We start from the raw sequence: 24973 nt of genomic DNA on the forward strand, positions 1-24973 counted from the left end.
GCTACACATCCTCACTAATACTTAATATGATCGTTACTACCGTTCCAACAACGGTTAACGCAACCCCTACTTCAAATAAAACAACAGTCGCTAATTCTGTATCCCCGAATACGGGTAAATGAAAAAGGCCGAATGTCTGCGTTAAAAAAGCTGCGCCGAATAAAATCGCCCCGACACCAGTCCCCACTGCAAAAATAACGCCGACAGCCGCAACCTTCTTAAAATCAACAGGAATACCTTGTTGAACCGTTTCGATATCATACACCAAAAATAATAAGACTAAGGCAGATGAAAGAACGAGACCTCCGATAAAGCCGCCGCCCGGGCTATTATGTCCGGCAAAAAACAGCTCTACGCCAAACGTTAAAATGATGAAAACAACAGCCTTTGTCACTGTCCGTAAAATGACATCATTAATCTTCAACGTCTCGTTCCCCCTTTCTCGCCTTTAGTTTAATCAATGTATACACACCAATTCCAGCGATGAAAAGAACAACGACTTCCAGCATCGTATCGAACGCACGGAAATCTCCTAAAATCGTATTGACGATATTTTTACCGCCTGTTAATTCATACGCATTTTCAAAATAAATCGAGACAGAATCGAATAATTTATTACCTTGAACCGAAAGCGCAATAACCGTGACAATTACTCCAGCAGAAATTGCGATAATTCCATTCAGGACTTTTGATGAACGGACCGATGTTTCTCTTTTTAATTCAGGTAAGAAGTGAAAGCATAAAAGGAATAATGCAGTCGTCACCGTCTCGACGACAATTTGCGTCAAGGCTAAATCAGGCGCTCGGAATATGACAAAAAACAATGCGATTGAATAGCCCAACACGCCGTTCAATAAAATGGCTGTAACGCGGGATGGAACAAAGATGATGCAAATCGCAGCAATCGCCATGACTAAAACAAGAATCACTTCATTGATCAAAATCGGTGCGTCGTTCGACACGTCAAATGAAAACCCGCCGAATAACACTAGACTTCCACCTATCGCAAGGAGAAAGAATCCGAATATATATGTAAGATAGTCGCGAAGATGCCCTGACATATAATAATCCGTAATTGTGGTTGAGCTGCTTTCCATTTGCTTCAACGACCAATTATAAAGCGTATCTAAATTCCAAAGCATCGGTCCCACTGAATACAGCGAACGCCAACGATGCAAGGAAATATACAATAAAAATCCGATAATAACGACGCCAATTGTCATGAGAAGCGGCATATTCATACCGGCATGCCATGCTGTAATATGGGGTGTCAACTGATCAACATCCGAAAAGTTCGGATAGACCGCGGCCATTGCAGGTCGCAATAAATAATTCCCGATGATATTCGGGAAAAAGAAAATACCAACCACAAGTGCAGCCAAAACAGTAGGTGCAATCAGCATTCCCTTAGAAGCTTCATGCGCTTTTCTATCCAATCGATCCGGTTGATGTTCGCCGAAAAACGTTTGGAAAACAATAATCATGCTGTACACAAACGTAAAAATACTCGCGATCCATGCGACAATCGGAAAAATAGTTCCCAATGAACCAATTGATATGACATCTAAATTACGCATCATCAACATCGCTTCAAAAAACATTTCCTTACTTAAGAAACCGTTAAACGGCGGCAATCCGGCCATTGAAAAGCTACCAATCAGCGCTATCGAAAATGTGACAGGCATAAGCGACATTAATCCGCCGAGCCTTCGAACGTCACGCGTACCGACATTATGGTCAACAATTCCGACAACCATGAAGAGCGCGCCTTTGAAAGTTGAATGGTTGATCAGGTGAAATAATGCGGCGAAAGTTGCTTGCGTATAAAGCACAGAATCCGATGAAGCACCGGCGTTAAGCGCAACTGAACCTAGTCCGAACAAACTCATCACTAAACCGAGTTGGCTAATTGTCGAATAGGCTAACAACACTTTTAAATCGGTTTGTCTGATCGCGTTCAATGAACCCCAAAACAAAGTAAGCAATCCAATTCCGCTGACAGCATAAAACCATACTTCTTCACCGCCGAATATCGGTGTAAACCGTGCGACTAGATAGATACCCGCCTTTACCATTGTCGCCGAGTGTAAATAAGCACTGACTGGCGTCGGCGCTTCCATCGCGTCTGGGAGCCAAATATGGAAAGGAAATTGTGCAGATTTCGTAAATGCACCAAGCAAAACGAGCACTAATGCTGGGACAAATAATGGATGATTTGTAAATTCCGCTATCGCTGTAATATTTTCTCTTATGCTGAATGATCCGGTCATCGCATACAACATCACAAACCCAATAAGCATCGCCAATCCACCTGTAACCGTGATGAGCAAGGACTTTTGCGCACCGTATCTGGATTGTTTCCGGTGGTACCAAAATGCGATCAATAAGAAAGACGAAATGCTTGTTAATTCCCAAAAGACATAGAGCACCATCATATTATCCGAAAATACTACGCCGAGCATAGAACCCATGAACATGAGTAAATACACATAGAAATGCCCCAAAGACTCCCGTTCGGACAAATAATAAATCGAATAAAGAATAACGAGACTTCCCACTCCCGTAATTAGGAGTCCGAATATTAAACTAAGACCATCCAAATATGTAGTGAAATTAATACCTGCGGAAGGAATCCAAGATATTGTTTTTATGTATATTTCGCCAGCGGCAACAGAGGGGACGTATCTGACCAACCCTATAAATAATAAAATAGGAACAACGAGTACGAACCAACCAATATTAATACGTGGGATGAATTTATATATGAATGGAATGAGGATAGCAGCAATAAAGGGAATAAGTATTGCCATCAATACTGTTAACAAATGCTTACCTCCAATCAAAAACTTGTGAATGATTATTTTATAAAGAAAGCTTGACTCATACAGTGTCTGAGCGCATAATAGGATGCCATAGAGGTCTTCGATTTTAACTCATGTGATTAAGTGGATTTTTGCCTGAACTTCAAGGTACAGTGGAAATTATACACTAAAATCGGGTTGTTCGCACTTAGAAGCATTTGACCAATCAACTTGTCCTATTCGGCAATATCAGATATACTAATTAAGTTTTCATAGACAAGAACGTTTTCGTTTATGGTTATGGAAAGACTATAATTAAACAAGAGGTGAATACCACCATGGGCAAGGTAAAAGGTCGTATGGACGAGGCTATACTCGTTTGTGTCTACTACGGTCCAAATGGTGAACGTCTCATAAGACGAGGACATAAAATGGCGAGTATCATGGATTGTCCAATTTATATTTTAACCGTGGATCCCCTTCCTTTCGACGAGTTCGATGCAGAGAAATCCGATTATGTGGAGCGCTGGCAGGCACTTGCGGAGGAATTGGATATTGAAGAATTTATTGTTCGCGACAACGAAAAACGGCCGTCTGCTAAAGTGATTGCGGAAGTTGCGCATGAGCGTAATATTACGCAAATTATTATTGGACAAACTGCCCAGAGCAGATGGGAAGAAATTACAAAGGGATCTTTCATGAATGTGTTATTGCGTGAAATTACATTTGTCGATTTCCATGTTGTTTCTGTTGATCGTTCTATAAAAGATGAGATTGAAGGGATGTTCGAAAAGGGCGTCCGTGCTTATTTAGTTAAGGAAGGCGAAGACTATCGCATTAAATTCACCTTGTCTAAGGAAGCTTGTCATAGAGGAATTTTCTTTAAGGAGATCGGCACTGATTTTAATAATGGGATTTTCAAGTTTTTTAGTAACCATAAGATGTGCCAGGTTCATATAACGGATGATCTTGTTGCTAATCCTTCTTTGATTCAGGAGAATAAGAAATGAATTGAATTCGTTGTGACTACTAGTCCAACGTTTATAACATTTGCGAGTACTTGAATTCTACATCATTCAGGTGCTCGCTTTTTTATTTGAACCGTTGATTTCCGTTCCGGGCGGACGCGTTCCACGGGGCGGGCGGTGAGCCTCCTCGGTCGCTGACGTGCGCTGCCCCCCTAATATTGGACACGCCATCTAATATTAGGAGGCCCAAAAAGAATGTCCAAGTATACAAAAGAATTTAAACTTCTAGTAGCCAAACGTTATGAACATGAAAATATTAGTTACCGAGACCTGGCAGAAAAGGTCGGAGTCGACAACTCTGTAATTCGTTACTGGGTGCTACTGTTTCGACATCATGGTGATAATGCATTCGATTTTCCCTATACAAACTATCCAGGAGCCTTTAAACTAAGGGTAATTCAATTTATCAATGAAACGGATTACTCTATTCGAGAGGCATCGGCTATTTTCCATATCCCGGATCCTAGTATGGTTCGTAGGTGGAAGAAAAGGTGGGAGACAGCTGGTGAAGGTGCCCTTGAAATAAAAGAAAAGGGGCCTTCTACAATGAAATCTCGCAATCAAAAGAAAAGCACTTCCAAAGATCTTGTCGACCAATCAAGAGAAGCCATGGAAAAAGAACTCGAATATCTTCGTATGGAGAATGCCTATCTAAAAAAGCTGGAAGCCTTAGTTCAGGAAGAAAGATCACCAAAAAGATTAAAACGAAAGTAATATTTCTACTAAGGCATGAATTCCCAGTGAACAAGATGGTAAAGATAGCCGGTATTGCAAGAAGCACCTACTACAACATCGTAAATAGTTTCAAGCAGCCAGACCCCGACCGGAAGTGGAAGAGAAGAATCAACTTCATCTACCACCGACACAAAGGGCGCCTTGGGTATCGACGCATCACCGACGTCCTGAACGAAAAAGGACACACGATAAACAAGAAGAAAGTTCTTCGGATTATGCGAGACCTGGGGCTTCAATGTATTGTCCGAATGAAGAAGTACAAATCCTATAAAGGTGCATTCGGGAAAGCAGCCCCAAATATCTTGAACCGCAATTTCAAAGCGGAAAAACCCAACGAAAAATGGGTTACAGACGTTACAGAATTTAAATTATTTGGACAGAAATTATATCTCTCTCCTATTTTAGACCTGTTCAACGGCGAAATCATTACCTATACGCTTCAATCGAGGCCTACGTTTGATTTAGTGGAAACAATGTTAAAGCAGTCACTTGAATACGTAAAAGAAGACGATGAGCTCTTGATCCACTCAGATCAAGGCTGGCATTATCGAATGCCACAATATTGTCAGATACTAAAGGAATACAACATCACACAGAGCATGTCGCGAAAAGGAAACTGTTACGACAATGCCGTCATCGAGAACTTTTTCGGAATCCTTAAATATGAATTCCTGTTCCTGCAGGAGTTCGATGATCTTGAACACTTTAAAGAGGAACTAGAACAGTATATCTATTATTATAATCATTTAAGAATCAAGTCCAGATTAGAGCGGAAAAGCCCAATGGGCTATCGGAAAAAATACGAACTCGCTGCTTAGAAAAATAGTGTCCAATTTTAAGGGTCCAGTGCAACGCTCCACTGCGGGGTCTCACCTGTCCCGCTAATCCCGTTGGAGTCGCCGCCCTCCACTACAATCAACTATCTTCATTGTACTGAGGTGGTAGCTATATAGTCTTTTCTTTTCACTTTTATCATGATTATTTAGATGATGCCAATTTCAGTTTCCTTTTCTAGCAAGATCCGATAAAGCTCTTCTAGTTTTTGAATCTCATAGGTTGGAATAATATTTGTGTTGTTGGGCTTCATTTCAGGGTTAAACCAACATGTGTCTATTCCGGCTAGTTGTCCGCCTTTGATATCCGCATTTAAAGAATCTCCGATGATTAATGCTTGGTTTACATCAAAATTAGTAATTCTCGCAAATACATAATCAAAGTACTCCTTCATTGGCTTCTGAAATCCGGTGTCCTCTGACACAAATATATTTTTAAATAATAGATATAATCCCGAATCACGTAATCGTTTGTACTGAGTCTTGGAAACACCGTTCGTGACAATATATAAGTCATATTGATCTTGTAAGTCTGTTATCAATTCAATAGCGCCACTGACAAGTTGTTTTCCTTCTTCTAAGTAGCTGCGATAGCACTTTTCCAGTAATGCGCCATCAACTTCTTGATTATATGCCTTGAATAAAATAGAAAAACGAGTATTCAGGACCTCATCGCGATTTATTTTTCCTTCTTCAAAAGACTTCCATAGTTCTTGATTTATTTTTTTATAGTTTGCTTTCATTTCAGAGGTCAAGGAAATGTTTTGTTCCTTAAATAACGAGCGTAATGCTTCTCTTTCAGCAGCTCCAAAATCCAATAGTGTATCATCTACATCAAATAATAAAGTTCTATACTTTTTCAAGATTACTCTCCATTTCCTGTTTAAAATATAAAGGTTATAGATTTAAAAGAGCCCGAATTCTTATGCGAATTCGGGCTTTGTCTTTAATTGTTTCTAGTTAGTCATTTGCTTCTTTTTCTTCCCCGACGATTTTCACTTCGAGTTCGAGGTCTACGTCGAAGTTCTTTTTGACTTCGGCTTTTACCATTTCGATTGTTTGAATATAGTCGGATGCCGTTGCGTTGTTTTTATTGACGATGAATCCTGCATGTTTGACGGATACTTCTGCGCCGCCGAATCCTTTTCCTTGGAGTCCGCTGTCTTGAATGAGTTTTCCTGCAAAGTAGCCGGGCGGTCGTTTGAAAACACTTCCGGCTGATGGGAATTCAAGGGGTTGTTTGGATTCTCTTTGGTAAGTCAGGTCGGCCATTTTTGCGTTAATTTCTTCTTGGCTGCCTACTTCTAGTTTGAAATCTGCCGATAAAACATAATAGCCTTTTTTCGTAATTATGCTTTGGCGATAGCCAAGTTCTAGCTCGTCTTTGGACAGAATGAGGCGCTTCCCTTCTTTTGTGAGCACAGTTACTTGGACAATTATGTCTTTAATTTCCCCACCGTACGCCCCGGCATTCATTGCCATCGCTCCGCCTACTGATCCTGGGATGCCGCAAGCAAATTCGAAACCGGTTAATGATTTTGCACCGGCAAGTCGGGACACGTCGAATATATTCGCTCCGCCTTCCGCATGAACAGATGTACCTTTGATTTTTATTTGATTTAGTTTTGATAAATGAAGAACAATTCCTCTGACTCCGCCGTCTCGCACGACCATATTGGATCCATTTCCAAGTAGAAGTAGCGGAATATCATGCTCGTAGGCATAGCGCACAGTAGCTTCTGTTTCGTCTATTGTAAGTGGGATAACAAGAATATCGGCAGAACCGCCGAGTTTTGTCATCGTATATTTGCATAAAGGTTCATCGATTCGGAGTACACCATGTTTAATTTTCCCTTGTAAATCTTTATACCACTGATGCTTTGACATCAACATCCAGTCCTTTCAAATTAGCCTTTCACCTCTATTAGTATGCTTGGAAATTGTTTATTTGACAAGGATTGTTTCCTGCAAGAAAGAGAACACTTCTTTCTGACTATCTTTGAACGGTGGAAATTGTGATGACACCGCTTTATTTAGGGATTTATTCGCAATGAAAACAAATACCTTGAATTCAAGATACATTTCCGTTATAGTAGATTATAGCTTCACAAATAAAAGGAGGAATTTCATTATGAGTAAATGGGTAGTAGATGCTTCACATTCAAACGTCGGGTTTTCTGTGAGACATATGATGGTTTCAAAGGTGCGCGGACGTTTCACGGGAATCGAAGGCACGGTTGAAGGAAATCCTGAAGATTTAGCGGGTGCTAGCATTAATTTCAAAATTGACGCGGCGACAATTCATACCAACAGTGACGATCGCGACAATCACCTTCGTTCGGCTGACTTTTTCGATGTTGAAACATATCCGAATCTATCGTTTGTTTCTACGAATATCGTGAAAACTGGCGAGAATGAATACGAGATTACAGGAGATATGACGGTTAAAGACGTTACGAAACAAGAAACGTTCAAAGCTGTTTACGAAGGTAGCGGAAAGAATCCATGGGGTGTGGATGTTGTTGCTTTTGAAGTTGAAGGTAAAATTTCAAGAAAAGAATTTGGCCTGACATGGAACCAAACGCTTGAAGCTGGCGGCGTTCTTGTCGGCGATGATATTACGATTACAATTGAAGTGCAAGTAAACCCTGCACAATAATATATAACCGAAAACGGACATGTGGCTTATAAACCACATGTCCGTTTTTATTTGTCACAATTATTGAATGCCTTCTTCCTCGGCAACTTTTTGAAGCGCCTCGGCAAAAGTTTCAGCGGGTTGTGCACCAGATATCGCATATTTACGATTAATGACGAAAAATGGAACGCCTTGAACGCCGATTTGTCCTGCTTCGGTAATGTCCGCCTTCACATCATCTGCGAACTCCTCCGATTTAAGGACTTCCTCCGCTCGTTCTTTTGAAATGCCTACCTCTTCACAAATGTCGATAAGTACCTCATCCAAGCCTATTCGTTTTGCCTCAATAAAATACGCTTGCAGTAATTGCTCAGTCATTTCTTCTCCAAGCCCCTCTTGCTCTGCAAGTTTTGCTAGGCGATGAGCATTGAATGTATTCGCTGGATGCATCGTGTCGAAATTATACTTTAGACCAACAGATTCAGCTTGTACGACAACATTATCGGTCATTCCTTTCGCTTCATCTACACTAATATTATATTTTCCAGCAAGGGATTCTTGCATTGTTTCATCGGATGTCGCTGGAGCATTTGGACCGAGTTCGTATGCTTTGAAAACAACTTCTATCTTTTCTCCTAGACCCGTTTTCTCCAAGGCTTCTTCAAATCTGCGTTTGCCGATATAACAAAAAGGACAAACGTAATCGGACCATATTTCAATTTTCATCTTGAACACCTCTCCTTTTATTTATCATAAATTCTTTGAAATTAGGTAACAATGTATATGCCTACACCATAAGTTCAAAAAGGAGGCTTTTTTGGATGTCTCAATCATTATGGCTACGAACTGCCTATCCCCGCGACGATTACCCTTCACTCGAGGAAAATCTACATTGCGATGTTTGCATTGTGGGTGGCGGTTTAAGCGGAATCGCGAATGCTTACTTTCTCGCAAAGGAAGGAAAAGATGTCATTCTTCTAGAGAAAAACTTAATTTTGGAAGGCGCGACGGGAAATTCCACAGGTAAACTGACCGCCCAACATAATATCGTTTATGCGAATTTATTAAAAAAGTTTGGACTAGACGGAGCAAAGCTATATTACGAAGTGAATAAAGAGGCCGTTCATTTCGGACAATCAATCGCCTCGGATGACGAATTAAGAACTGCGGATTCCATTCTTTATTCGCAATCTAATTTCGGTACCCAGGAGCTTCGAAGAGAATTTGATGCTTATCAGGAAATCGGCATTCCTGGGGAGCTCGGCAGAAATTCAGAGCTTCCAGTTTCCTTTGACGCAACGCTGACTTTGAAAAATGAAAGCCAAATACATCCCGTACGATTTGGACAGAAGTTGGCCCGATTAGCTGTCGAAGCCGGTGCACGAACTTTTGAAAATACAGATGTCATCGATATGGATTTCAATAATAAATACCTGACGACTAAAACCGGTAATACAGTTCATTTTAATGAACTTGTTTTATGTACGCATTACCCCATTGAAGCGTTGCGGGGTGTCCAAGTTATGAAGTTAGCGGTTGATCGTTCTTATATCGTTTCTGCCGAAGCTGATATGGCATTACAAGGGCAGTATATTTCTGTTGATTCGCCGAAAAGATCTGTTCGAACTGCGAAAATTGATGGGAAAATTTATATTCTATTATCAGGTGCGAGCCATCCCGCGGGAATGAAAGAAAATACGGAAGCGCATTACATTCGTTTATATGATGATATGGCGGATACTTTTAAACTTTCCAGATCCAAATTGGGTTGGTCAGCCCAAGATCCCGAGACACCTGACATTATTCCCTATGCTGGAATCATTTCTTCAAGTATGCCACATATCTATATAAGTACGGGGTACAGAAAATGGGGACTTTCAAACTCGTTAGCTTGCGCGAGAATTATTAGCGATCAAATTGCCGGGAAAAAGAACCGTGCGACTCCCCTATTCGCGCCAAGTCGTACTGGATTCGGGGCATTTGTGCTTCAAGCCTTAAAATTAACGGGGCTAGTCACAAAAGAATTCACGATTGGCCATATTACAAGGCGGGAAGCACCGATTTGTACACATATGGGATGTAGAACACGGTGGAATAATGCTGAAGAAACATGGGATTGCCCGTGTCACGGTTCACGCTTTAGAAAAGACGGTTCAGTTCTCGAAGGCCCCGCGACAAAACCTCTAAATCTTTAAACTATTCATTTCCCCTTTGCGGTATACTATCGTAAAGGGGTGTTTCCACTGACATTACGAGAAATAAAGCGTATTCGCTGGTCAACAGAAGACCGTTACCCGTTCAATCCTGAAGTTGTTAAAAACTTTGACTCGCTACATTTGACTGCTCCCGTGACAATTATTGCGGGCGATAATGGTAGCGGCAAAACGACGCTCCTCGAAGGAATCGCGGCTGCCGCTGGAAGTATTTTGATTAGCGGAGAGCATATGGAAATGGATCGTTCTTTTTCCCCGGCATTTGAATTAGCGGATGAATTAAAACTAATATGGTCTGTGAAAACAGGAAATGGTTTCTTCTTCAGAGCCTCTGATTTCATTACATACACACGCAGTCTCGCAAATATTCGTGAAGAGGCACGAATTACGATGGAAGAAATTAAAAAACGCGACCCAAATAGTCTTGAAGTATTGCCCTATGCCCGCACTTATTATGAACTTCGTCATTTGTACGGCGAAGGTCTTGATAAAAGATCCCACGGCGAAAGCTTTCTTGATTTATTTCAAGCGCGGTTTAAACCCGATGGCTTCTACATACTTGATGAGCCTGAGGCACCGTTGTCGCCAAATAGGCAACTGAGTCTGCTTGCCATGCTGCATGATATGGCGAACGAAGGGGCTAAGTTTTTGATTTCGACCCACTCACCGATTCTCATGGCCTATCCCGGCGCGGATTTATATGAAATCCAGGACGGCGAACTTGTTAGTCGTTCGTTTGATGAGATTGAACATGTTCAGCTAACAAGGAACTTTTTGAATGAACCTGGGAGGTATTTGCGGCATTTGTTGGATTGAATAATAATCACTAGATCTTATAGTTTCGTCATTAAATAAAGTGATAAATATAGAGTTAAAAAAATGAATGTGTAATTAAATAAGTAAGTACTTTTGTTTATTCTGGATATTTTTCCAGAGTAAATTTTTTTGTTTGATTTGTACTTTCGCATGGTAATTCTAGTTCGGTCCCTTGATAAGGTAATAATTGAGTACGTCCTCTGAATTTACATAACACTTGAAATTTCGTTTCAATGTTTTTATTATATTATGAAACTTCGCTTTATTTATCTCGCAAAGATAATATCCCCTCAAACCCTTGATACGCCCACCTTCTCGGCTTCTTTTCAAAGTTGTACATATGTCATTACACCCGGTACTTTTAAATCATAATTTCACTACTATTTACAAATTACAGTTCTCAAGTGGCATAGACAGTTTTTTTACTATCCTATATCTTTAATGTGTTGTAAGATTTTTCATTTTTTTGTTTATTCTATTAAAACTAGTTAGGAGGAGACGTATGCGACGCAATGCAATGTATGTTTCGATGGCTGCGGTTTTAACGACTACATTACTATTTAATACGGGGACCGCGACAAATGCCGAAGATGGGAAGATTCATAGTTCAATGGAAAAGCAAGAAAACAAGGTAGCAACATCAAATCCACATCCTGAATTTTCTTGGGGGAATTCTGGTCCAGTATCCCCGGTTCTTCATCCCGGCTCAGCTAAAGGTGCCGGCATGATAGAAGGACCGTTACTGGAGATTGATACAGTTATGGATGAGATGATTGAAGATGGAATAATGCCCGGTGCTGTAACGTTTGTGGCAAGGCGCGGCCATATTGTTCAAAATGAAGCTTATGGCCATGCCGTGTTGTATCAAGATGACAACGGCACAGAAGTTGATAACCCCATCTCCATGGATAAGGATACAATATTCGACCTGGCTTCTATCAGTAAAATTTTTACAACGACTGCCGCAATGATGCTTTATGAAGAGGGTCATTTTGAATTGGATGATCCAGTGGCAACCTATATACCCGAGTTTGCGCAAAATGGTAAAGGCGATGTAACAATCCGCCAATTAATGACACATACATCAGGTTTTACTGCTTGGGTTCCCTTGTACACGATTGGCGAAAACCGGGAAGACCGCATGCAGTACGTGTTTCAATATCCATTGGCGAATTCACCAGGAACGAAATACACATATAGCGATTTGAACATGATTACTTTAGGAGAAATTATTGAACGAATTTCCGGCAAGGGTCTGGATGAATATATAAAAGAAAATATTACTGGACCACTCAATATGAAGGATACGATGTACAACCCTTCTGAAAAACTGAAAAATCGAATCGCTGCGACAGAATATCAGCCCGGGATAAACAGAGGACTTGTATGGGGCGAAGTCCATGATGAAAATGCATGGTCACTTGACGGGGTTGCCGGACATGCCGGGGTTTTCTCCACCGCAAATGATTTGGCGAAACTTGCACATATGTATGTAAATGATGGCCGTTATGGCGGCAAACAACTACTTCAGCCTGAAACAGTTCAATTATTGGTTGAAAATCAAATACCTGAATTCCCTGGAAACGACCACGGCTTAGGATGGGAGCTTTCACAAATATGGTATATGGATGGATTATCAGAAGCTTCCACACTTGGACATACTGGTTATACGGGAACATCGATCGTTATCAATAAAAACAACGATACAATCGCTATATTATTGACAAATCGTGTTCATCCGACTCGTGCAACCGTCTCAACCAACCCGGCCAGACGCCAGTTCGCCGGGCAGGTTGCCGATGCCATCCCTGTTTCTATGCCGAACAAAAAAGAAGGCGCATGGTTCTCCGGATACGGTGGCCTTTTAGACAGAACCCTAACTGCAGAAGTCGATCTGGAAACGGATGCGACACTTTCATTCGACACATGGTACCGAACAGAACAAGGCTATGACTTTGGTGTTGTTGAGGTATCGAGTGATGGCGTAAATTGGAATACTGTCGTGGATCCATATACAGGCAGCAACGGTGATTGGCAATCCGATGAAGCACGTATACCTGCAGGCACTACCCACATTCGCTTTCGATATGATACAGACACTTATAATAATGGGCGTGGCTGGTACGTAGCCAATCTCAAGCTTACAGGGCAATCAAATGAAAACTTGCCACTTGATGTAAGCGGTGACGGCTGGACGAAACGTAATTACTAAAAATTCAAGGAGGTAAAGAATTGAATTTATTTCGAAAAACGCCATTTATTTTGGTAGCGATAGTTGCATTGCTGATCAGTCCTTTTGGCTCCACGGGGAATGTCGTTAAAGCGGAAGCTGGTGATCATGTGAAGGACTTGATCATTTTTCAAAACATTCCTGAGGCAACGATTGAAGTGGAAAATAACCAAATCGAACTTAAAGTCCTGCATCTATATGATGACGGACATTTTAAAACGACATCCGAAGATTTGACATGGCATTCCAAGAATAAAAATGTGGCATCTGTTAATGAAGACGGTGTCGTAACATTTACAGGACAAAACGGACGATCGTTTATCACTGTGACGAATGGCGAGTTTACCGATGAAATCGCCGTTCACTACAAAGCGAATGAATCCATTAAACATCAAGTGGTCAAAGAAAAAGGTGATCGCTACAATGTCATCGATCATGCAATCAATGGCATGACATTGAATGAAAAAATCGGCCAGATGCTGATGCCTGATTTCAGGAACTGGAATGGTCAAAATGTAACGAAAATGCTTCCGGAGATTGAACAGTTGATTCAAGAGTACCATCTTGGCGGCGTTATTTTATTCCGGGAAAATGTTGTGACAACCGAACAAACAGCAAGACTTGTAGCAGAATATCAAGAAGCTACCGAAAAATATGGGCTTCTGATGACAATTGACCAGGAGGGCGGCATTGTAACACGCCTTCAATCAGGTACGGACATGCCTGGCAATATGGCACTCGGGGCAATGCGCTCCCCTGAAATTGCCCATGATGTTGGACAAGTCATTGGAGAAGAATTAAATGCACTTGGGATCAATATGAATCTTGCACCTGTTTTGGATGTCAATAACAATTCAGATAACCCGGTAATCGGTGTCAGATCCTTTGGCGAATCGCCGGAATTGGTGGCGGAATTAGGTGTTGCCTATACGAAAGGTCTCCAAAGCACTGGTGTTGCAGCTACTGCAAAGCACTTCCCGGGTCACGGAGATACGGCAGTCGATTCGCATCTTGGATTACCGGAAGTTCCGCATGATAAAGAACGACTGATGGAAGTGGAGCTTTATCCATTCCAAAAAGCAATGGAAGCAAACATTGATGCAATCATGACTGCACATGTTACGTTTCCGAAAATTGACGATACAAAAGTGATTTCCAAAAAAGATGGTACCGAAATTTCTTTGCCAGCCACGCTGTCATATAAGGTTCTAACCGAATTGATGCGCGAAGAAATGGGCTACGAAGGGGTTATCATTACCGATGCATTGAATATGTTGGCGATTGCCGATCACTTCGGTTCAGTTGATGCGGTTATCCGTTCTGTTAAAGCAGGGACAGACATCATATTAATGCCTGTAGAATTAGAAGCTGTTGTTGATGGTTTACTACTGGCTGTTGAAACGGGTGAAATCAGTGAAGAACGCATTGAAGAATCGGTAAAACGAATCATGACGTTAAAAATTGGACGCGACATTGTAAAGGCCGAAAACCCTCAGCCTATCGAAGATGTAGTAGCCAATGCCGAAGCCGTTGTTGGATCCGATGCACATAAGCAAGTCGAAGCTGATGCAGCCAATCGCTCAATCACACTTGTTAAAAATGATCATGCACTTCCGTTGAACGTTGCGGACAACGAAAAAATTGTTGTTGTAGGTAATACGTATATTGAGGATCTGTATAACTCAGTAAAAATTCACCATGGGAATACGGTTCTTATCAAGGCTTCAGGACCGTTAACGGATGCACAGCTCCAACAATTACAGGATGCAAGCGCAGTCATTGTCAGAACGAATACATCAACCGTCAGCGCACGCGATCCTAACAGTGCACAAATGCGTTTGGTCAATCAGCTGATCGAACTAGCTGATGCACCTGTCATCGGTGTTGGCATACGTAATCCATATGACATTATGGCCTTCCCTGACATTGATGCTTATTTGGCACAGTATGGATTCAGGGATGCCAGCTTCAAGGCTACCGCTGCAACGTTGTTTGGCGAAAACAATCCTACAGGACTGCTTCCAGTAACCATTCCGGGTCAGAACGGCGGCGTTTTATATGATTATGGTCATGGACTTTCATACTAAAAAGGGGTGGAATGAAATATGAGGAAAACGGTTGTCACACTGTTTGCATTTCTATTGGTGCTCAGTTCCCTTACCGTAGCTTTTGCGGATAAGGGGAACAACGGAAAGAATGATAAGGGGAATTCAAATGAATTCAAACTAGGTGTCGAGGTTCTGCTGGATGAGCAAAAGGATTTGATCAAAGGGAAACGTGTTGGTTTGATCACAAATCCAACAGGAGTCGATCAAGACCTGAACAGTATTGTTGACCTGCTATTCAATGATCCCGACGTTGAATTAACTGCATTATACGGCCCTGAACATGGTGTCCGCGGCGATGCGCAGGCCGGTTCCTATGTCGAGTATTATATTGATGAAGAAACAGGTTTGCCTGTTTACAGTCTATATGGACAAACAAGAAAGCCAACACCTGAAATGCTTGAAAATATTGATGTTCTCCTCTTTGATATCCAGGATGTAGGAACGCGTTTCTACACATACATTTACACGATGGCGTATGCGATGGAGGCAGCACAGGAAAACGATATTCCATTTATCGTACTTGACCGTCCAAACCCATTGGGCGGACAGAAAGTTGAAGGACCAGTGCTTGACCCTGACTATGCTTCTTTTGTAGGGAATTATCCTATCCCGCTGCGCCATGGCATGACCGTTGGCGAATTGGCAACATTGTTTAATGAAGAATTTGAAATCGGCGCTGATTTGACTGTAGTCCAAATGAATGGCTGGAAACGCAATATGTATTACCATGACACGCCATTGGAATTTGTCATGCCATCACCGAATATGCCAACATTTGAGACAGCGTTGGTCTATCCAGGCGCTGCTTTAATTGAAGGTACAAACGTTTCAGAAGGACGCGGAACGACTAAACCGTTTGAATTAATCGGCGCTCCGTTTGTCAATAGCACTGAATTCGCTGCAACATTAAATGAATTGAATTTGCCCGGGGTAACATTCCGTGCAGCATCCTTTACGCCGACATTTTCAAAGCATAGCGGAAAATTAAGCCATGGGGTTCAAATTCACGTGACAAACAAGCAACCGTATGACCCGATTGTAACAGGACTGCATATCGTAAAAACACTTCACGATATGTATCCGAATGACTTTGAATTCAGAGCCAGAAATAGTGCAGGCATTTCATTTTTCGATAACCTGATCGGAAACGGCTGGGTAATGGACGCGATTAAAAATGGAGAATCAATCAAATCAATCGAGCAACAATGGGAAGATGATCTGAAAGAGTTTGAACAGTTACGTAAAGGTTTTTTACTCTATTGAAATTGGAAAAGAGACAACCGAGTCAGGTTGTCTCTTTTCTTATTTTTATTATCTTATTTCAATGCGTCCGTCAATACCGGAACAATTTGTTTTTTCCGTGACACGACACCTTTTAATGTCGCTGTGTTATTCATTAGCGAGACGTCGAATGCTGCGCCCGCGCGGTTTGCTTCCTTGCCTAGTGCTAGGACGATGGAATCGTTGTTGATGATGTCGGTTACGACAAATAGGAATAACCCAAGATCTTTGGCCGCGATTACCGCATCGATTGCCGCTTCCAACTCCGGTTGTTTTTCCATGACTTCTTCGATATCCACTGCATTCACTTGTGCAATTTCAATTTTTAAGCCGTCATCCAATGTGAATTCTTTGGCATCTAGCGAAATGAGATCTGCAATCGTTTTATCGCTTAAATCCGCACCGGCTTTCAACATTTCAAGCCCGTATGCGTCCGCATCAACCTCAGCGATTGCCGTTAATTCTTCCACTGCTAAACGGTCTTCTTCTGTAAACGTTGGCGATTTAAACAATAGTGAATCTGAAATTAAAGCGGAAAGCATAAGTCCCGCGATATTTTTAGGTATTTCTACGCCGTTTTCTTTAAATAATTTATTCAAAATCGTCGCTGTGCAGCCTACAGGTTCAGCGCGATAATAGAGCGGATCGCTCGTTTCAAAGTTTGCAATACGGTGGTGATCGATAACTTCAATGACTTGAACTTCGTCAAGATCGTCCACACTTTGTTGTTTTTCATTATGATCGACCAATATTACTTTTGACGCTTCTGGTGCCGCTAGTTTGATTAAACGTGGTGCATCAAAGCCGAAGTGGTCGAGTGCAAACGCCGTCTCGCCTGTAACTTCGCCAAGACGAACCGCCTCCGCATTCATGCCCAATTGTTTTTTAAGGTATGCATAGCTAATTGCTGAGGTGATTGTATCCGTATCCGGGTTTTTATGTCCAAAAACTAAAACTTTTTCCATGTAAAATTCCTCCTGATTGTCTATCGTCACATATATATTATCACAATGGGGTATCCTCTAGCGTGATACTTTTATCCACTGATGTATTCTGCACGCTTTCATTAAAGAGAATTGCTCTTAGCCCATCGTTATTTTCCACAAAGTCTGCCAGTGTGTAACTATCCAGTACTTTAAAATAAGCAGCGAGCGCTTCATGCAAAACACCTTTTAATCTGCAAGCGGGCGTAATCACGCATTTATTCAACTCGCAGTTAAAACACTCGACAAGATGAAAATCATCTTCTGTTTTCCGTACAACTTCTCCGATATTTATATCGCTTGGCTCCAAATTTAATCGAATGCCCCCACCGCGACCACGCACAGTTTCAATTAAACCATGCTTTCCCAATTCATGAGCGACTTTCGTTAAATGATTTTTTGAAATACCATACGCATCTGATATTTCTTGAACAGTCGATAATTCATTTTTACCCTTTATTCCTATATATAAAAGAACACGTAAGGAAAAATCCGTGTACATCGTTAAACGCATCTTTTATTTCACCGCACTTTCCTAGCCCATTATACCTTTTGTGTCAGTCACGTGAAAGAAATGTGACCAAAAAAGCAACACTTTCTAAAGTTATATATTTTATATAGCTTTAAAATTCCATCTGCGTTATTCTTAGGTTATCAACTGAAAGGACGTGTTACCATGCTCTCACAAGAAACAATTAACATTATTAAATCTACGGTTCCCGTACTGGAGCAACATGGAAAATCAATAACAACTGTCTTTTACAAAAATATGTTTGAAGCTCACCCAGAGCTATTAAATGTTTTCAATCACGTTAACCAATCCCAAGGTCGTCAACAAACTGCCCTGGCAAACGCTGTTTATGCGGCAGCGGCAAATATTGATAATCTCGGCGCTATTTTACCGGCGGTTATTCAAATTGCACACAAGCATAAATCACTTGGAATTACAGAAGATCAGTATCCGATTGTCGGACATCACCTTTTAGGCGCGATTAAAGAAGTTCTCGGAGATGCTGCTACGCCTGAGATTATCGAGGCGTGGGGAGAAGCATACGGTGTGATTGCGGATGTCTTTATCGGACTCGAAAAAGACATGTATGACGAAGCTGAAGAACTTGACGGCGGTTGGAGAACGTTTAAAGACTTTACCATTGTCAATAAAGTCGTTGAAAGTGATGTCATCACATCATTTTATTTGGAAGCGGCGGACGGTAAAAAACTTCCTTCTTACAAACCGGGTCAATACTTAACGATTCGCTTCGATATTCCAGGCGAAACGAATACATTTAATCGCCAATACAGCCTGTCTCAAGCATCAACTGGTGATGTTTATCGAATCTCGGTTAAACGGGAAGATGAAATTGAGCCAAACGGAAAAGTATCTGTATTCCTTCATAATCATGTAAACATCGGGGATACAGTTGAAATCAGCGTGCCGACTGGCGACTTCTATTTGGATACAGAAAGTTCGATGCCTGTCACACTTATTAGCGGCGGTGTAGGAATTACGCCAATGATGAGCATGTTTGAAACAATTGCGAAAGATTCACCGGATCGCCCTGTGACGTTTCTCCATTCAGCACGAACTCGAAAACACCAAGCCTTCCATGAGCGCTTAGTCGAATTAAATGCATCTATGCCGAATTCAGCGTACGAGGCTCTTTATTCGGAAGAAGGAGATGGCTTCATCACACGTGAATTCTTAGCTGAACATGTCCTTGATGGCAGTGATATTTATGTGTGCGGACCAGTTCCATTCATGCAAGCTGTCATTAGCAGTTTACATGACCTTGGAATTCCGGAAGAGAAAGTCCATTTCGAATTCTTCGGTCCAGCTGTAGAACTTGAACTCGTTAATGCTTAATACAAAAGCCGTTCCCTTACCCGGGAACGGCTTTTGTTTGTTCAATTTTGGAAATATAGTCGATTGAAAGTTTGTTGAAGATTTCAGGCTGTTCGATATTGCAGACATGCCCGCAATTTTTAATCTTGATGAATTCAAACACTTCGCTTTTCCGAACCGCTTCTTCAATCGGCGGGATGAATAAATAATCTTCGTCCCCCATGAGAAAAAGTGTCGGAATGTCCGTCGTTGAAGTCTGAAGACGTGTTAAATAAGGATTGATAAGCTTCGTTAAAGAAAACCATTTAATGAATTCTTTCTGATACATTTTTTTCGCCTCATTGACGAAAGCCAGGCGTGATTCTTCATGTTGCTTCCGCGGCATGATGATATAGGCGAATAATTTATAGAGGAACATATAAGGTACGAAGCGTTTTGTAGCACGGCCGATCCATAATAATAGTTTCGTTCGAATATCAAAACGGATAATCGCGCCGCCGAGGATAAGCGACTTTACACGATCTGGATAGTTATCTGCCATCGTTTGGGCAACGATTGTCCCGAGCGACATGCCGATAACATGTGTTTTTTCTACATTCAATTCATCTAAAACGTCAATGACTTCTTTTGATATATCTAAAAAAGTATCGCCTTTTTTCCAGCGACCACCTTCAGATTTTCCATGCCCGCGCAGATCAATAAGAAGGACGTTATGTTCTTTTCTAAATTCACGAATTTGTTTAAACCAAGTCGAAGAACTGCCGCCTGCCCCGTGTACAAAAGTAACCCATGGTGCATCTTGGCCAACTTCGTAAGTTCGATAATGAAGCATAATTTCCCCCCCTAGACTATTGATATTCATTATAAATTAATTTGATTAAAGTTTAGTAGTTATTTTCAGATGACACTACTTTAATTTATCATAACTAAGGGGTTTATTCAAACTGAAAGAAGGCCAGTTTCCTGACCTTCTGCTGGTAATTATTATTTTTTGAAAGTGTTATTTTTCTAGTAATTTTAGTGATTCGCGATTGAATGCAGGCATATCATCTGGCGTTCGGCTTGTCACGAGTTGGTCTTGGCAAACAACTACTTCTTGATCTAAGTAGTTGACACCCGCGTATTCCATATCGACTTTAATGGATTTGTATCCTGTTGCATGTCTTCCTTCAAGCGATTTAGCCGAGATTAATAGTTGAGGTCCATGGCAAATTGCGAATACAGGTTTTTTGTCATCCATAAATGCCTTTGTAAATTCTACGAAGCGATCATCTGCACGTAAGATGTCCGGTGAAAATCCGCCAGGTAAAAGTAACGCATCGAAATCCTCAGGTTTCACGTCATCGATGCCTTGATCCACTGTGAGCGATTCTCCTTTTTTACCCGTGATTTCCACGCCTGATTCTTTTTCAATCGTTACAACTTCATGTCCAGCGTCTTCAAATGCTTTTTTCGGTACTGTAAACTCCGAGTCTTCAAATTCATTTGTGATTAGTGTTGCGATTTTAGCCATGTAATTCAGACACTCCTTTGTTCGTTATACTACTTGTTTACCCTATTTGCATATAAGAAAACTTAGCGGTACTTCGAAACGTACGGACTGTCCTTGTCATAAAATCGCCAAGGATAATGGACCGCTTCTCCGGAATTTCCGATTCCGACTCTCGGACCGGCTACGATTTCCTCGACATTCTTTCCTTCGGCAATGAAGAGCGGTTCGTGCGACCAATGATGGCCGTAATAGTCCATGGAGATGTTCATGGCTTTCGTCAATTTACCTGGACCATTCGTCCAATCGATTTCTTTCATATGCTCTCCGCGATTTTTACGCATTACTTCATGACCGAGAACCGGTTCAACCGCGCGGATAAGAATTGCGTGCGGCGTGCCGACTGGGCCGGCAACGACATTAATAAGTGTATGGGTATGCATTTGGTAAGTATAAACGAGCCCCGGACTTCCGAACATGATTTCCGTTCTTTTGGTTCTTCGATTGTTGAAACTGTGGGCAGCTTGATCTTCTGGTCCTTGATAGGCTTCTGTTTCAACGATTCTTCCGACTAATAGGCCTGAAGGTTGTTCGTGAACGATATATTGTCCTAATAATTGTTTCGCAAGTTCTAATCCGGGTGATTCGAAAAATGATTTATCGACTGGTGTATACATACATAATCGTCCCCTTCCATTCGCTATTATTCCCTTCATTTTGACTTACTAACACGGTATAATTAAGTAAAAAGAAAAGCGAGTGATGCCTTCATGGAACGACTGCAAAAGGATATTATACAATTTACCAAGGCGCGCAACTGGGACGGAAATCACGATGCACGAAATCTCGCCATATCCATTTCACTCGAAGCCAGTGAATTACTCGAACATTTCCAGTGGCAATCAGCCGAAGAAGCGCTCGCGACTAATAAGCAAGAAATTGCTGAAGAAGCTGCAGACGTCTTTATTTATTTGTTGCAGTTTGCAGATTTGCTTGGGATTGATTTGAAAGAAGAAGCACGGAAGAAGATTGAGAAGAATGAGGAGCGGTTTCCTGTTTGATAATTAGGTTTTTGTATAAATAGTGAGGTGAAAGTCGTCTAGATAGACGGCTTTTTTGTTTTTTGTCGTCGTTGGTAATTTGCTTGCAGATTTAAGGGGTTTGCTTGCACTCCGATGGGTTTTAATTGCACTCATATGCCATTTGCTTGCACTCAAATGATTTTGCTTGCAAGTTGGGACCTTTTACCTGCGGAAAAACTGATATTCAAGCGACTCAATGTATTCAATCACACTAAATAACACTCTTTATTAATGAAATTAGTTGATTGGAGTGGAAAGCGTCCGCCCGGAATGGAAATCAACGGATCAAATAAAAAACGATTACTCGAATAATGAATACTTCAAGTAATCGCTAAAGATATAGTAGCAACTCCATTAGTTACCGGTATTTTATTCCTCAATCAATCCCTTTTCAATCAAAAACTCCCTCGCTACATCTTGCGGCTTTTCTTTATCCAAATCCACACGGGAATTCATTTTCAACATATCTTCCTCTGAAATTTTCCCTGCCAGATTGTTTAAAACCTTTTCTAGCTCCGGGAACTTTTTGAGCGTGTCTTGACGAACAACAGGTGCTGCGTCGTATTTCGGGAAAAAGCCTAAATCATCTTTTGTCGTTGCCAAGTCGAAAAGCTGAATTCTGCTATCCGTTGTAAAAGCTGGAATCACATCGACATCGCCATTCTTCACCGCTTCATACATCACATTCGGATCTAAACTTTTGGCATCCGAAAACGAAAATGGGTAAGCATCGACTAAATCATCATACCCGTCACCTTTTCGCTCGTAAAAGGCGTGCGGCGCTCCGAATACCATATCTTCTTTAGAAGATTTCTTCGCAAGCTCTGAATAAGTGGCCGAATCATAGGATTTATCTTTCGTGTAGGCAAGTGTATACCCGTTTTCAAACCCGAGCGGCTCCAACCATGTGACTTCGAACTTATCTTCGTAACCCTTTTTCACACGGTCAAATACGCTTTCAGAACTCTCGCCGGCCTTCGACTCTTCCTTTAATACATCTTTAAGGCCTGTCCCCGTGTACTCGACATATAAATCAATCTCGCCTTTTTGAATGGCAGGCGTCAGTATGGCGACTTCACCGAGTCCATCTTCATACCTCACCTTGTAATCCGTTTCCGATTCAATATAAAGACCTAATATATGCGGTAAAATAAATTGCTCTGTCCACGGCTTTCCACCGATCACAATCTCATCTTTCGAACCGCACGCGCTAAGTAAAAGTGCTAGTGAAAGAACGATAATCCCAATGCTTTTCTTCACATGAATACCCCCATATTATTGGTTGTTGATACCTTTTGGTGTTACTCTTTTCTCCACCCATTTCAAGATTAAATCGAACGCGATTGCCAAGAGTGCTACAGGCAATGCCCCCGCAAGAACTAAAGCGTTGTTATACGACTGAAGACCTCTGTAAATGACATCCCCCAATCCGCCTGCTCCAACAAAGGTTGCAAGCGTTGCAATTCCGACAGTCAAAACAGTAGCTGTTCGAATCCCGGCCATAATGACCGGCAATGCAATCGGCATTTCAATCTTTTTCAATATTTGATTTGGGGTCATCCCCATTCCGCGACCGGCTTCGATAATCGATTCATCGGCGCCTGTCAGCCCGGCATATGTATTGCGAACAATCGGTAATAATGCGTAAATAACGAGTGCAATAAGTGCTGTTTTCGATCCTATTCCAATGAGCGGAACTAAAAATCCGAATAACGCGAGACTTGGTATTGTTTGCAGTACAGCGGTCACGCCAATAATCGGCTCTGCAAAACGGCGATACCTGGCGACCAAGATTCCAGCGGGAAGCGCGATTAGAATTCCGATAGCAAGCGCTACAAAAGATAAAAAGATATGTTGAAGAAATGCTTCCGTTATTAAATCTGAACGGCTGCTAATCGTCTCAAAAAAATTACTCATACTGAAAGCTCCCCTTCCCGGTCCTTCATGGCAGCCTTCAATAGCGTATGGTGTCCGAGATAGCCCAATGTCATGCCCTGACTTATAATTGCAAGACGTCTATTCGAATTATTATCTAGTAAATCAATTGCTTCCTGAACCGTTATCAGAGAGTCGACCTTCAAGCTATCGCCTGCCCAGGTTTCATCCAAAAGCTCGGTGAATTCCCCGAGTTGTCTATGCCCAAAATCGCGTCTACGTGCAATTCGATTTTGACCGATGAAATCACGAACAAAATCTGTCGCCTGGTGTTCAATTAATTCATCTGGTGAAGACATCTGTTCAATTTGACCTTCTCGCATAATGATGATTTCATCGGCAATTTCTAACGCTTCATCCATATCATGCGTGACAAACACAATCGTTTTCCTAATTTGTTTTTGGAGTTTGCGCAACTCAACTTGAAGTTGCTCTCGGCTAATTGGGTCAAGCGCTGAAAAGGGCTCGTCCATCAAAATAATATTAGGATCACTTGCTAATGCGCGGCTTACCCCGACTCGCTGTTGCTGGCCACCAGATAATTCAAAGGGATACCGACTTCTATATGTTTCCGAATCCAAATCGACCAATTCCAGTAATTCATCGACCCTATCTGAAATCCGGCCTTCTTCCCATCCCAACATCTCGGGAACCATCGCAATGTTTTCTTCAATTGTCATATGCGGAATCAAGCCGATTCGTTGAATCACATACCCGATTGAACGGCGTAGTTCGACTTCATCTCTTTCGGAGACTGCCTGTTCATCGATAAATATCTCGCCCGATGTCGGGAGTTCAAGTCGATTGATCATCCGCATAAGCGTCGTTTTTCCACAACCGCTCGGACCGATAATCGCGGTTAATTTATGAGTAGGGATTGTTACTGTAACTCCGTTTAAAGCTTTCGTTCCATCTGGAAACTCTTTTGTTACGTTGTCGAATCGAATCACGTCTTCAC

General features: G+C 41.6%; 23 protein-coding genes. 10 read left to right on the forward strand and 13 right to left on the reverse strand.

Going from position 1 to position 24973, the window contains the following annotated elements; all coding sequences use genetic code 11:
- Position 1: 1 nt before the first annotated feature.
- Both JSQ81_RS09870 and JSQ81_RS09875 read right to left on the reverse strand, forming a co-directional pair.
- Positions 2–424 carry a Na(+)/H(+) antiporter subunit B gene (locus tag JSQ81_RS09870; protein WP_212607431.1) on the reverse strand — a complete coding sequence of 141 codons (423 nt, stop codon included), beginning with the start codon at positions 422–424 and terminating at the stop codon, positions 2–4.
- On the reverse strand, positions 414–2825 hold the full coding sequence (locus tag JSQ81_RS09875) for a Na+/H+ antiporter subunit A (RefSeq protein ID WP_212607432.1): 2412 nt from the start codon (positions 2823–2825) through the stop codon (positions 414–416). Before JSQ81_RS09875 ends, JSQ81_RS09870 begins: the two co-directional genes overlap by 11 nt.
- Positions 2826–3139: 314 nt before the next feature.
- Here JSQ81_RS09875 and JSQ81_RS09880 point away from each other — a divergent pair, with 314 nt between their 5' ends.
- Together JSQ81_RS09880 and JSQ81_RS09885 are read left to right on the forward strand one after the other, a co-directional pair.
- On the forward strand, positions 3140–3811 hold the full coding sequence (locus tag JSQ81_RS09880; protein ID WP_212607433.1) for a universal stress protein: 672 nt from the start codon (positions 3140–3142) through the stop codon (positions 3809–3811).
- Between the two features lie 213 nt (positions 3812–4024).
- Positions 4025–5382, forward strand: a protein-coding gene (locus JSQ81_RS09885) for an IS3 family transposase (protein ID WP_212605371.1) whose coding sequence is annotated in 2 segments (ribosomal slippage) — positions 4025–4493 and positions 4493–5382 — 1359 coding nt in all. Because the reading frame shifts where the segments join, the coding sequence is not laid out codon by codon here.
- Positions 5383–5546: 164 nt separating this feature from the next.
- Here JSQ81_RS09885 and JSQ81_RS09890 read toward each other — a convergent pair.
- Together JSQ81_RS09890 and murB are read right to left on the reverse strand one after the other, a co-directional pair.
- Complete coding sequence (locus tag JSQ81_RS09890) at positions 5547–6260, reverse strand: YjjG family noncanonical pyrimidine nucleotidase (protein ID WP_212607434.1); 714 nt, start codon at positions 6258–6260, stop codon at positions 5547–5549.
- A gap of 97 nt (positions 6261–6357) precedes the next feature.
- A complete protein-coding gene (gene murB / locus JSQ81_RS09895) occupies positions 6358–7284 on the reverse strand; it encodes a UDP-N-acetylmuramate dehydrogenase (RefSeq protein ID WP_212607435.1) in 927 nt (308 codons plus the stop codon).
- A 244-nt stretch (positions 7285–7528) separates the two neighbouring features.
- On the opposite strand from murB, the gene JSQ81_RS09900 reads away from it, so the two are divergent.
- On the forward strand, positions 7529–8056 hold the full coding sequence (locus JSQ81_RS09900) for a YceI family protein (protein ID WP_212607436.1): 528 nt from the start codon (positions 7529–7531) through the stop codon (positions 8054–8056).
- 60 nt (positions 8057–8116) lie between these two features.
- On the opposite strand, the gene JSQ81_RS09905 is transcribed toward JSQ81_RS09900, so the two are convergent.
- The gene (locus JSQ81_RS09905) at positions 8117–8761 is read right to left on the reverse strand and encodes a DsbA family oxidoreductase (RefSeq protein ID WP_212607437.1); all 645 of its coding nucleotides are present in this window, start codon (positions 8759–8761) and stop codon (positions 8117–8119) included.
- A 95-nt stretch (positions 8762–8856) separates the two neighbouring features.
- Between JSQ81_RS09905 and JSQ81_RS09910 the strand changes: the two genes are divergently transcribed.
- From JSQ81_RS09910 to JSQ81_RS09930, 5 genes are all read left to right on the forward strand, one after another.
- Complete coding sequence (locus tag JSQ81_RS09910; protein WP_212607438.1) at positions 8857–10230, forward strand: FAD-dependent oxidoreductase; 1374 nt, start codon at positions 8857–8859, stop codon at positions 10228–10230.
- A gap of 39 nt (positions 10231–10269) precedes the next feature.
- Positions 10270–11064, forward strand: a complete 795-nt coding sequence (locus JSQ81_RS09915) for an AAA family ATPase (protein WP_249336694.1) — start codon at positions 10270–10272, stop codon at positions 11062–11064.
- Positions 11065–11566: 502 nt separating this feature from the next.
- On the forward strand, positions 11567–13276 hold the full coding sequence (locus JSQ81_RS09920) for a serine hydrolase domain-containing protein (protein ID WP_212607439.1): 1710 nt from the start codon (positions 11567–11569) through the stop codon (positions 13274–13276).
- Positions 13277–13296: 20 nt separating this feature from the next.
- Complete coding sequence (locus JSQ81_RS09925) at positions 13297–15381, forward strand: glycoside hydrolase family 3 protein (protein WP_212607440.1); 2085 nt, start codon at positions 13297–13299, stop codon at positions 15379–15381.
- Positions 15382–15399: 18 nt separating this feature from the next.
- Entirely contained in the window at positions 15400–16665 is a 1266-nt protein-coding gene (locus tag JSQ81_RS09930; protein ID WP_212607441.1) for an exo-beta-N-acetylmuramidase NamZ family protein, read from the forward strand.
- Positions 16666–16718: 53 nt separating this feature from the next.
- Here JSQ81_RS09930 and JSQ81_RS09935 read toward each other — a convergent pair whose 3' ends face one another.
- Together JSQ81_RS09935 and JSQ81_RS09940 are read right to left on the reverse strand one after the other, a co-directional pair.
- Positions 16719–17648: a manganese-dependent inorganic pyrophosphatase gene (locus tag JSQ81_RS09935; protein ID WP_212607442.1), complete on the reverse strand. Its 930-nt coding sequence runs from the start codon at positions 17646–17648 to the stop codon at positions 16719–16721.
- A gap of 40 nt (positions 17649–17688) precedes the next feature.
- Entirely contained in the window at positions 17689–18180 is a 492-nt protein-coding gene (locus JSQ81_RS09940) for an RrF2 family transcriptional regulator (protein WP_212607443.1), read from the reverse strand.
- Positions 18181–18342: 162 nt separating this feature from the next.
- On the opposite strand from JSQ81_RS09940, the gene hmpA reads away from it, so the two are divergent.
- Positions 18343–19530: an NO-inducible flavohemoprotein gene (hmpA, locus tag JSQ81_RS09945; RefSeq protein WP_212607444.1), complete on the forward strand. Its 1188-nt coding sequence runs from the start codon at positions 18343–18345 to the stop codon at positions 19528–19530.
- A gap of 16 nt (positions 19531–19546) precedes the next feature.
- On the opposite strand, the gene JSQ81_RS09950 is transcribed toward hmpA, so the two are convergent.
- The 3 genes from JSQ81_RS09950 to JSQ81_RS09960 all read right to left on the reverse strand — a co-directional run bounded on the left by JSQ81_RS09950 (position 19547) and on the right by JSQ81_RS09960 (position 21675).
- Positions 19547–20341, reverse strand: coding sequence for an alpha/beta fold hydrolase (locus JSQ81_RS09950; protein ID WP_212607445.1), 795 nt, complete (start codon positions 20339–20341; stop codon positions 19547–19549).
- A 168-nt stretch (positions 20342–20509) separates the two neighbouring features.
- Positions 20510–21022 carry a type 1 glutamine amidotransferase domain-containing protein gene (locus tag JSQ81_RS09955; RefSeq protein WP_212607446.1) on the reverse strand — a complete coding sequence of 171 codons (513 nt, stop codon included), beginning with the start codon at positions 21020–21022 and terminating at the stop codon, positions 20510–20512.
- 62 nt (positions 21023–21084) lie between these two features.
- Complete coding sequence (locus tag JSQ81_RS09960) at positions 21085–21675, reverse strand: DNA-3-methyladenine glycosylase (RefSeq protein ID WP_212607447.1); 591 nt, start codon at positions 21673–21675, stop codon at positions 21085–21087.
- 93 nt (positions 21676–21768) lie between these two features.
- Here JSQ81_RS09960 and JSQ81_RS09965 point away from each other — a divergent pair, with 93 nt between their 5' ends.
- Positions 21769–22059 carry a nucleotide pyrophosphohydrolase gene (locus tag JSQ81_RS09965; protein ID WP_212607448.1) on the forward strand — a complete coding sequence of 97 codons (291 nt, stop codon included), beginning with the start codon at positions 21769–21771 and terminating at the stop codon, positions 22057–22059.
- Positions 22060–22449: 390 nt separating this feature from the next.
- Here JSQ81_RS09965 and JSQ81_RS09970 read toward each other — a convergent pair whose 3' ends face one another.
- From JSQ81_RS09970 to JSQ81_RS09980, 3 genes are read right to left on the reverse strand one after another with little or no spacing between them, the layout of a single operon-like run.
- Positions 22450–23340, reverse strand: coding sequence for a glycine betaine ABC transporter substrate-binding protein (locus JSQ81_RS09970; RefSeq protein WP_212607449.1), 891 nt, complete (start codon positions 23338–23340; stop codon positions 22450–22452).
- A gap of 15 nt (positions 23341–23355) precedes the next feature.
- Positions 23356–23997 (reverse strand): ABC transporter permease, encoded by a 642-nt coding sequence (locus tag JSQ81_RS09975; RefSeq protein WP_212607450.1) that lies wholly within the window; start codon positions 23995–23997, stop codon positions 23356–23358.
- Positions 23994–24965: an ABC transporter ATP-binding protein gene (locus JSQ81_RS09980; protein WP_212607451.1), complete on the reverse strand. Its 972-nt coding sequence runs from the start codon at positions 24963–24965 to the stop codon at positions 23994–23996. The genes JSQ81_RS09975 and JSQ81_RS09980 overlap by 4 nt, the downstream gene beginning before the upstream one ends.
- Between the last annotated feature and the right edge of the window lie 8 nt (positions 24966–24973).

Source organism: Sporosarcina sp. Marseille-Q4063, from assembly GCF_018309085.1.
In the GTDB taxonomy this organism is placed as follows: Bacteria; Bacillota; Bacilli; order Bacillales_A; family Planococcaceae; genus Sporosarcina.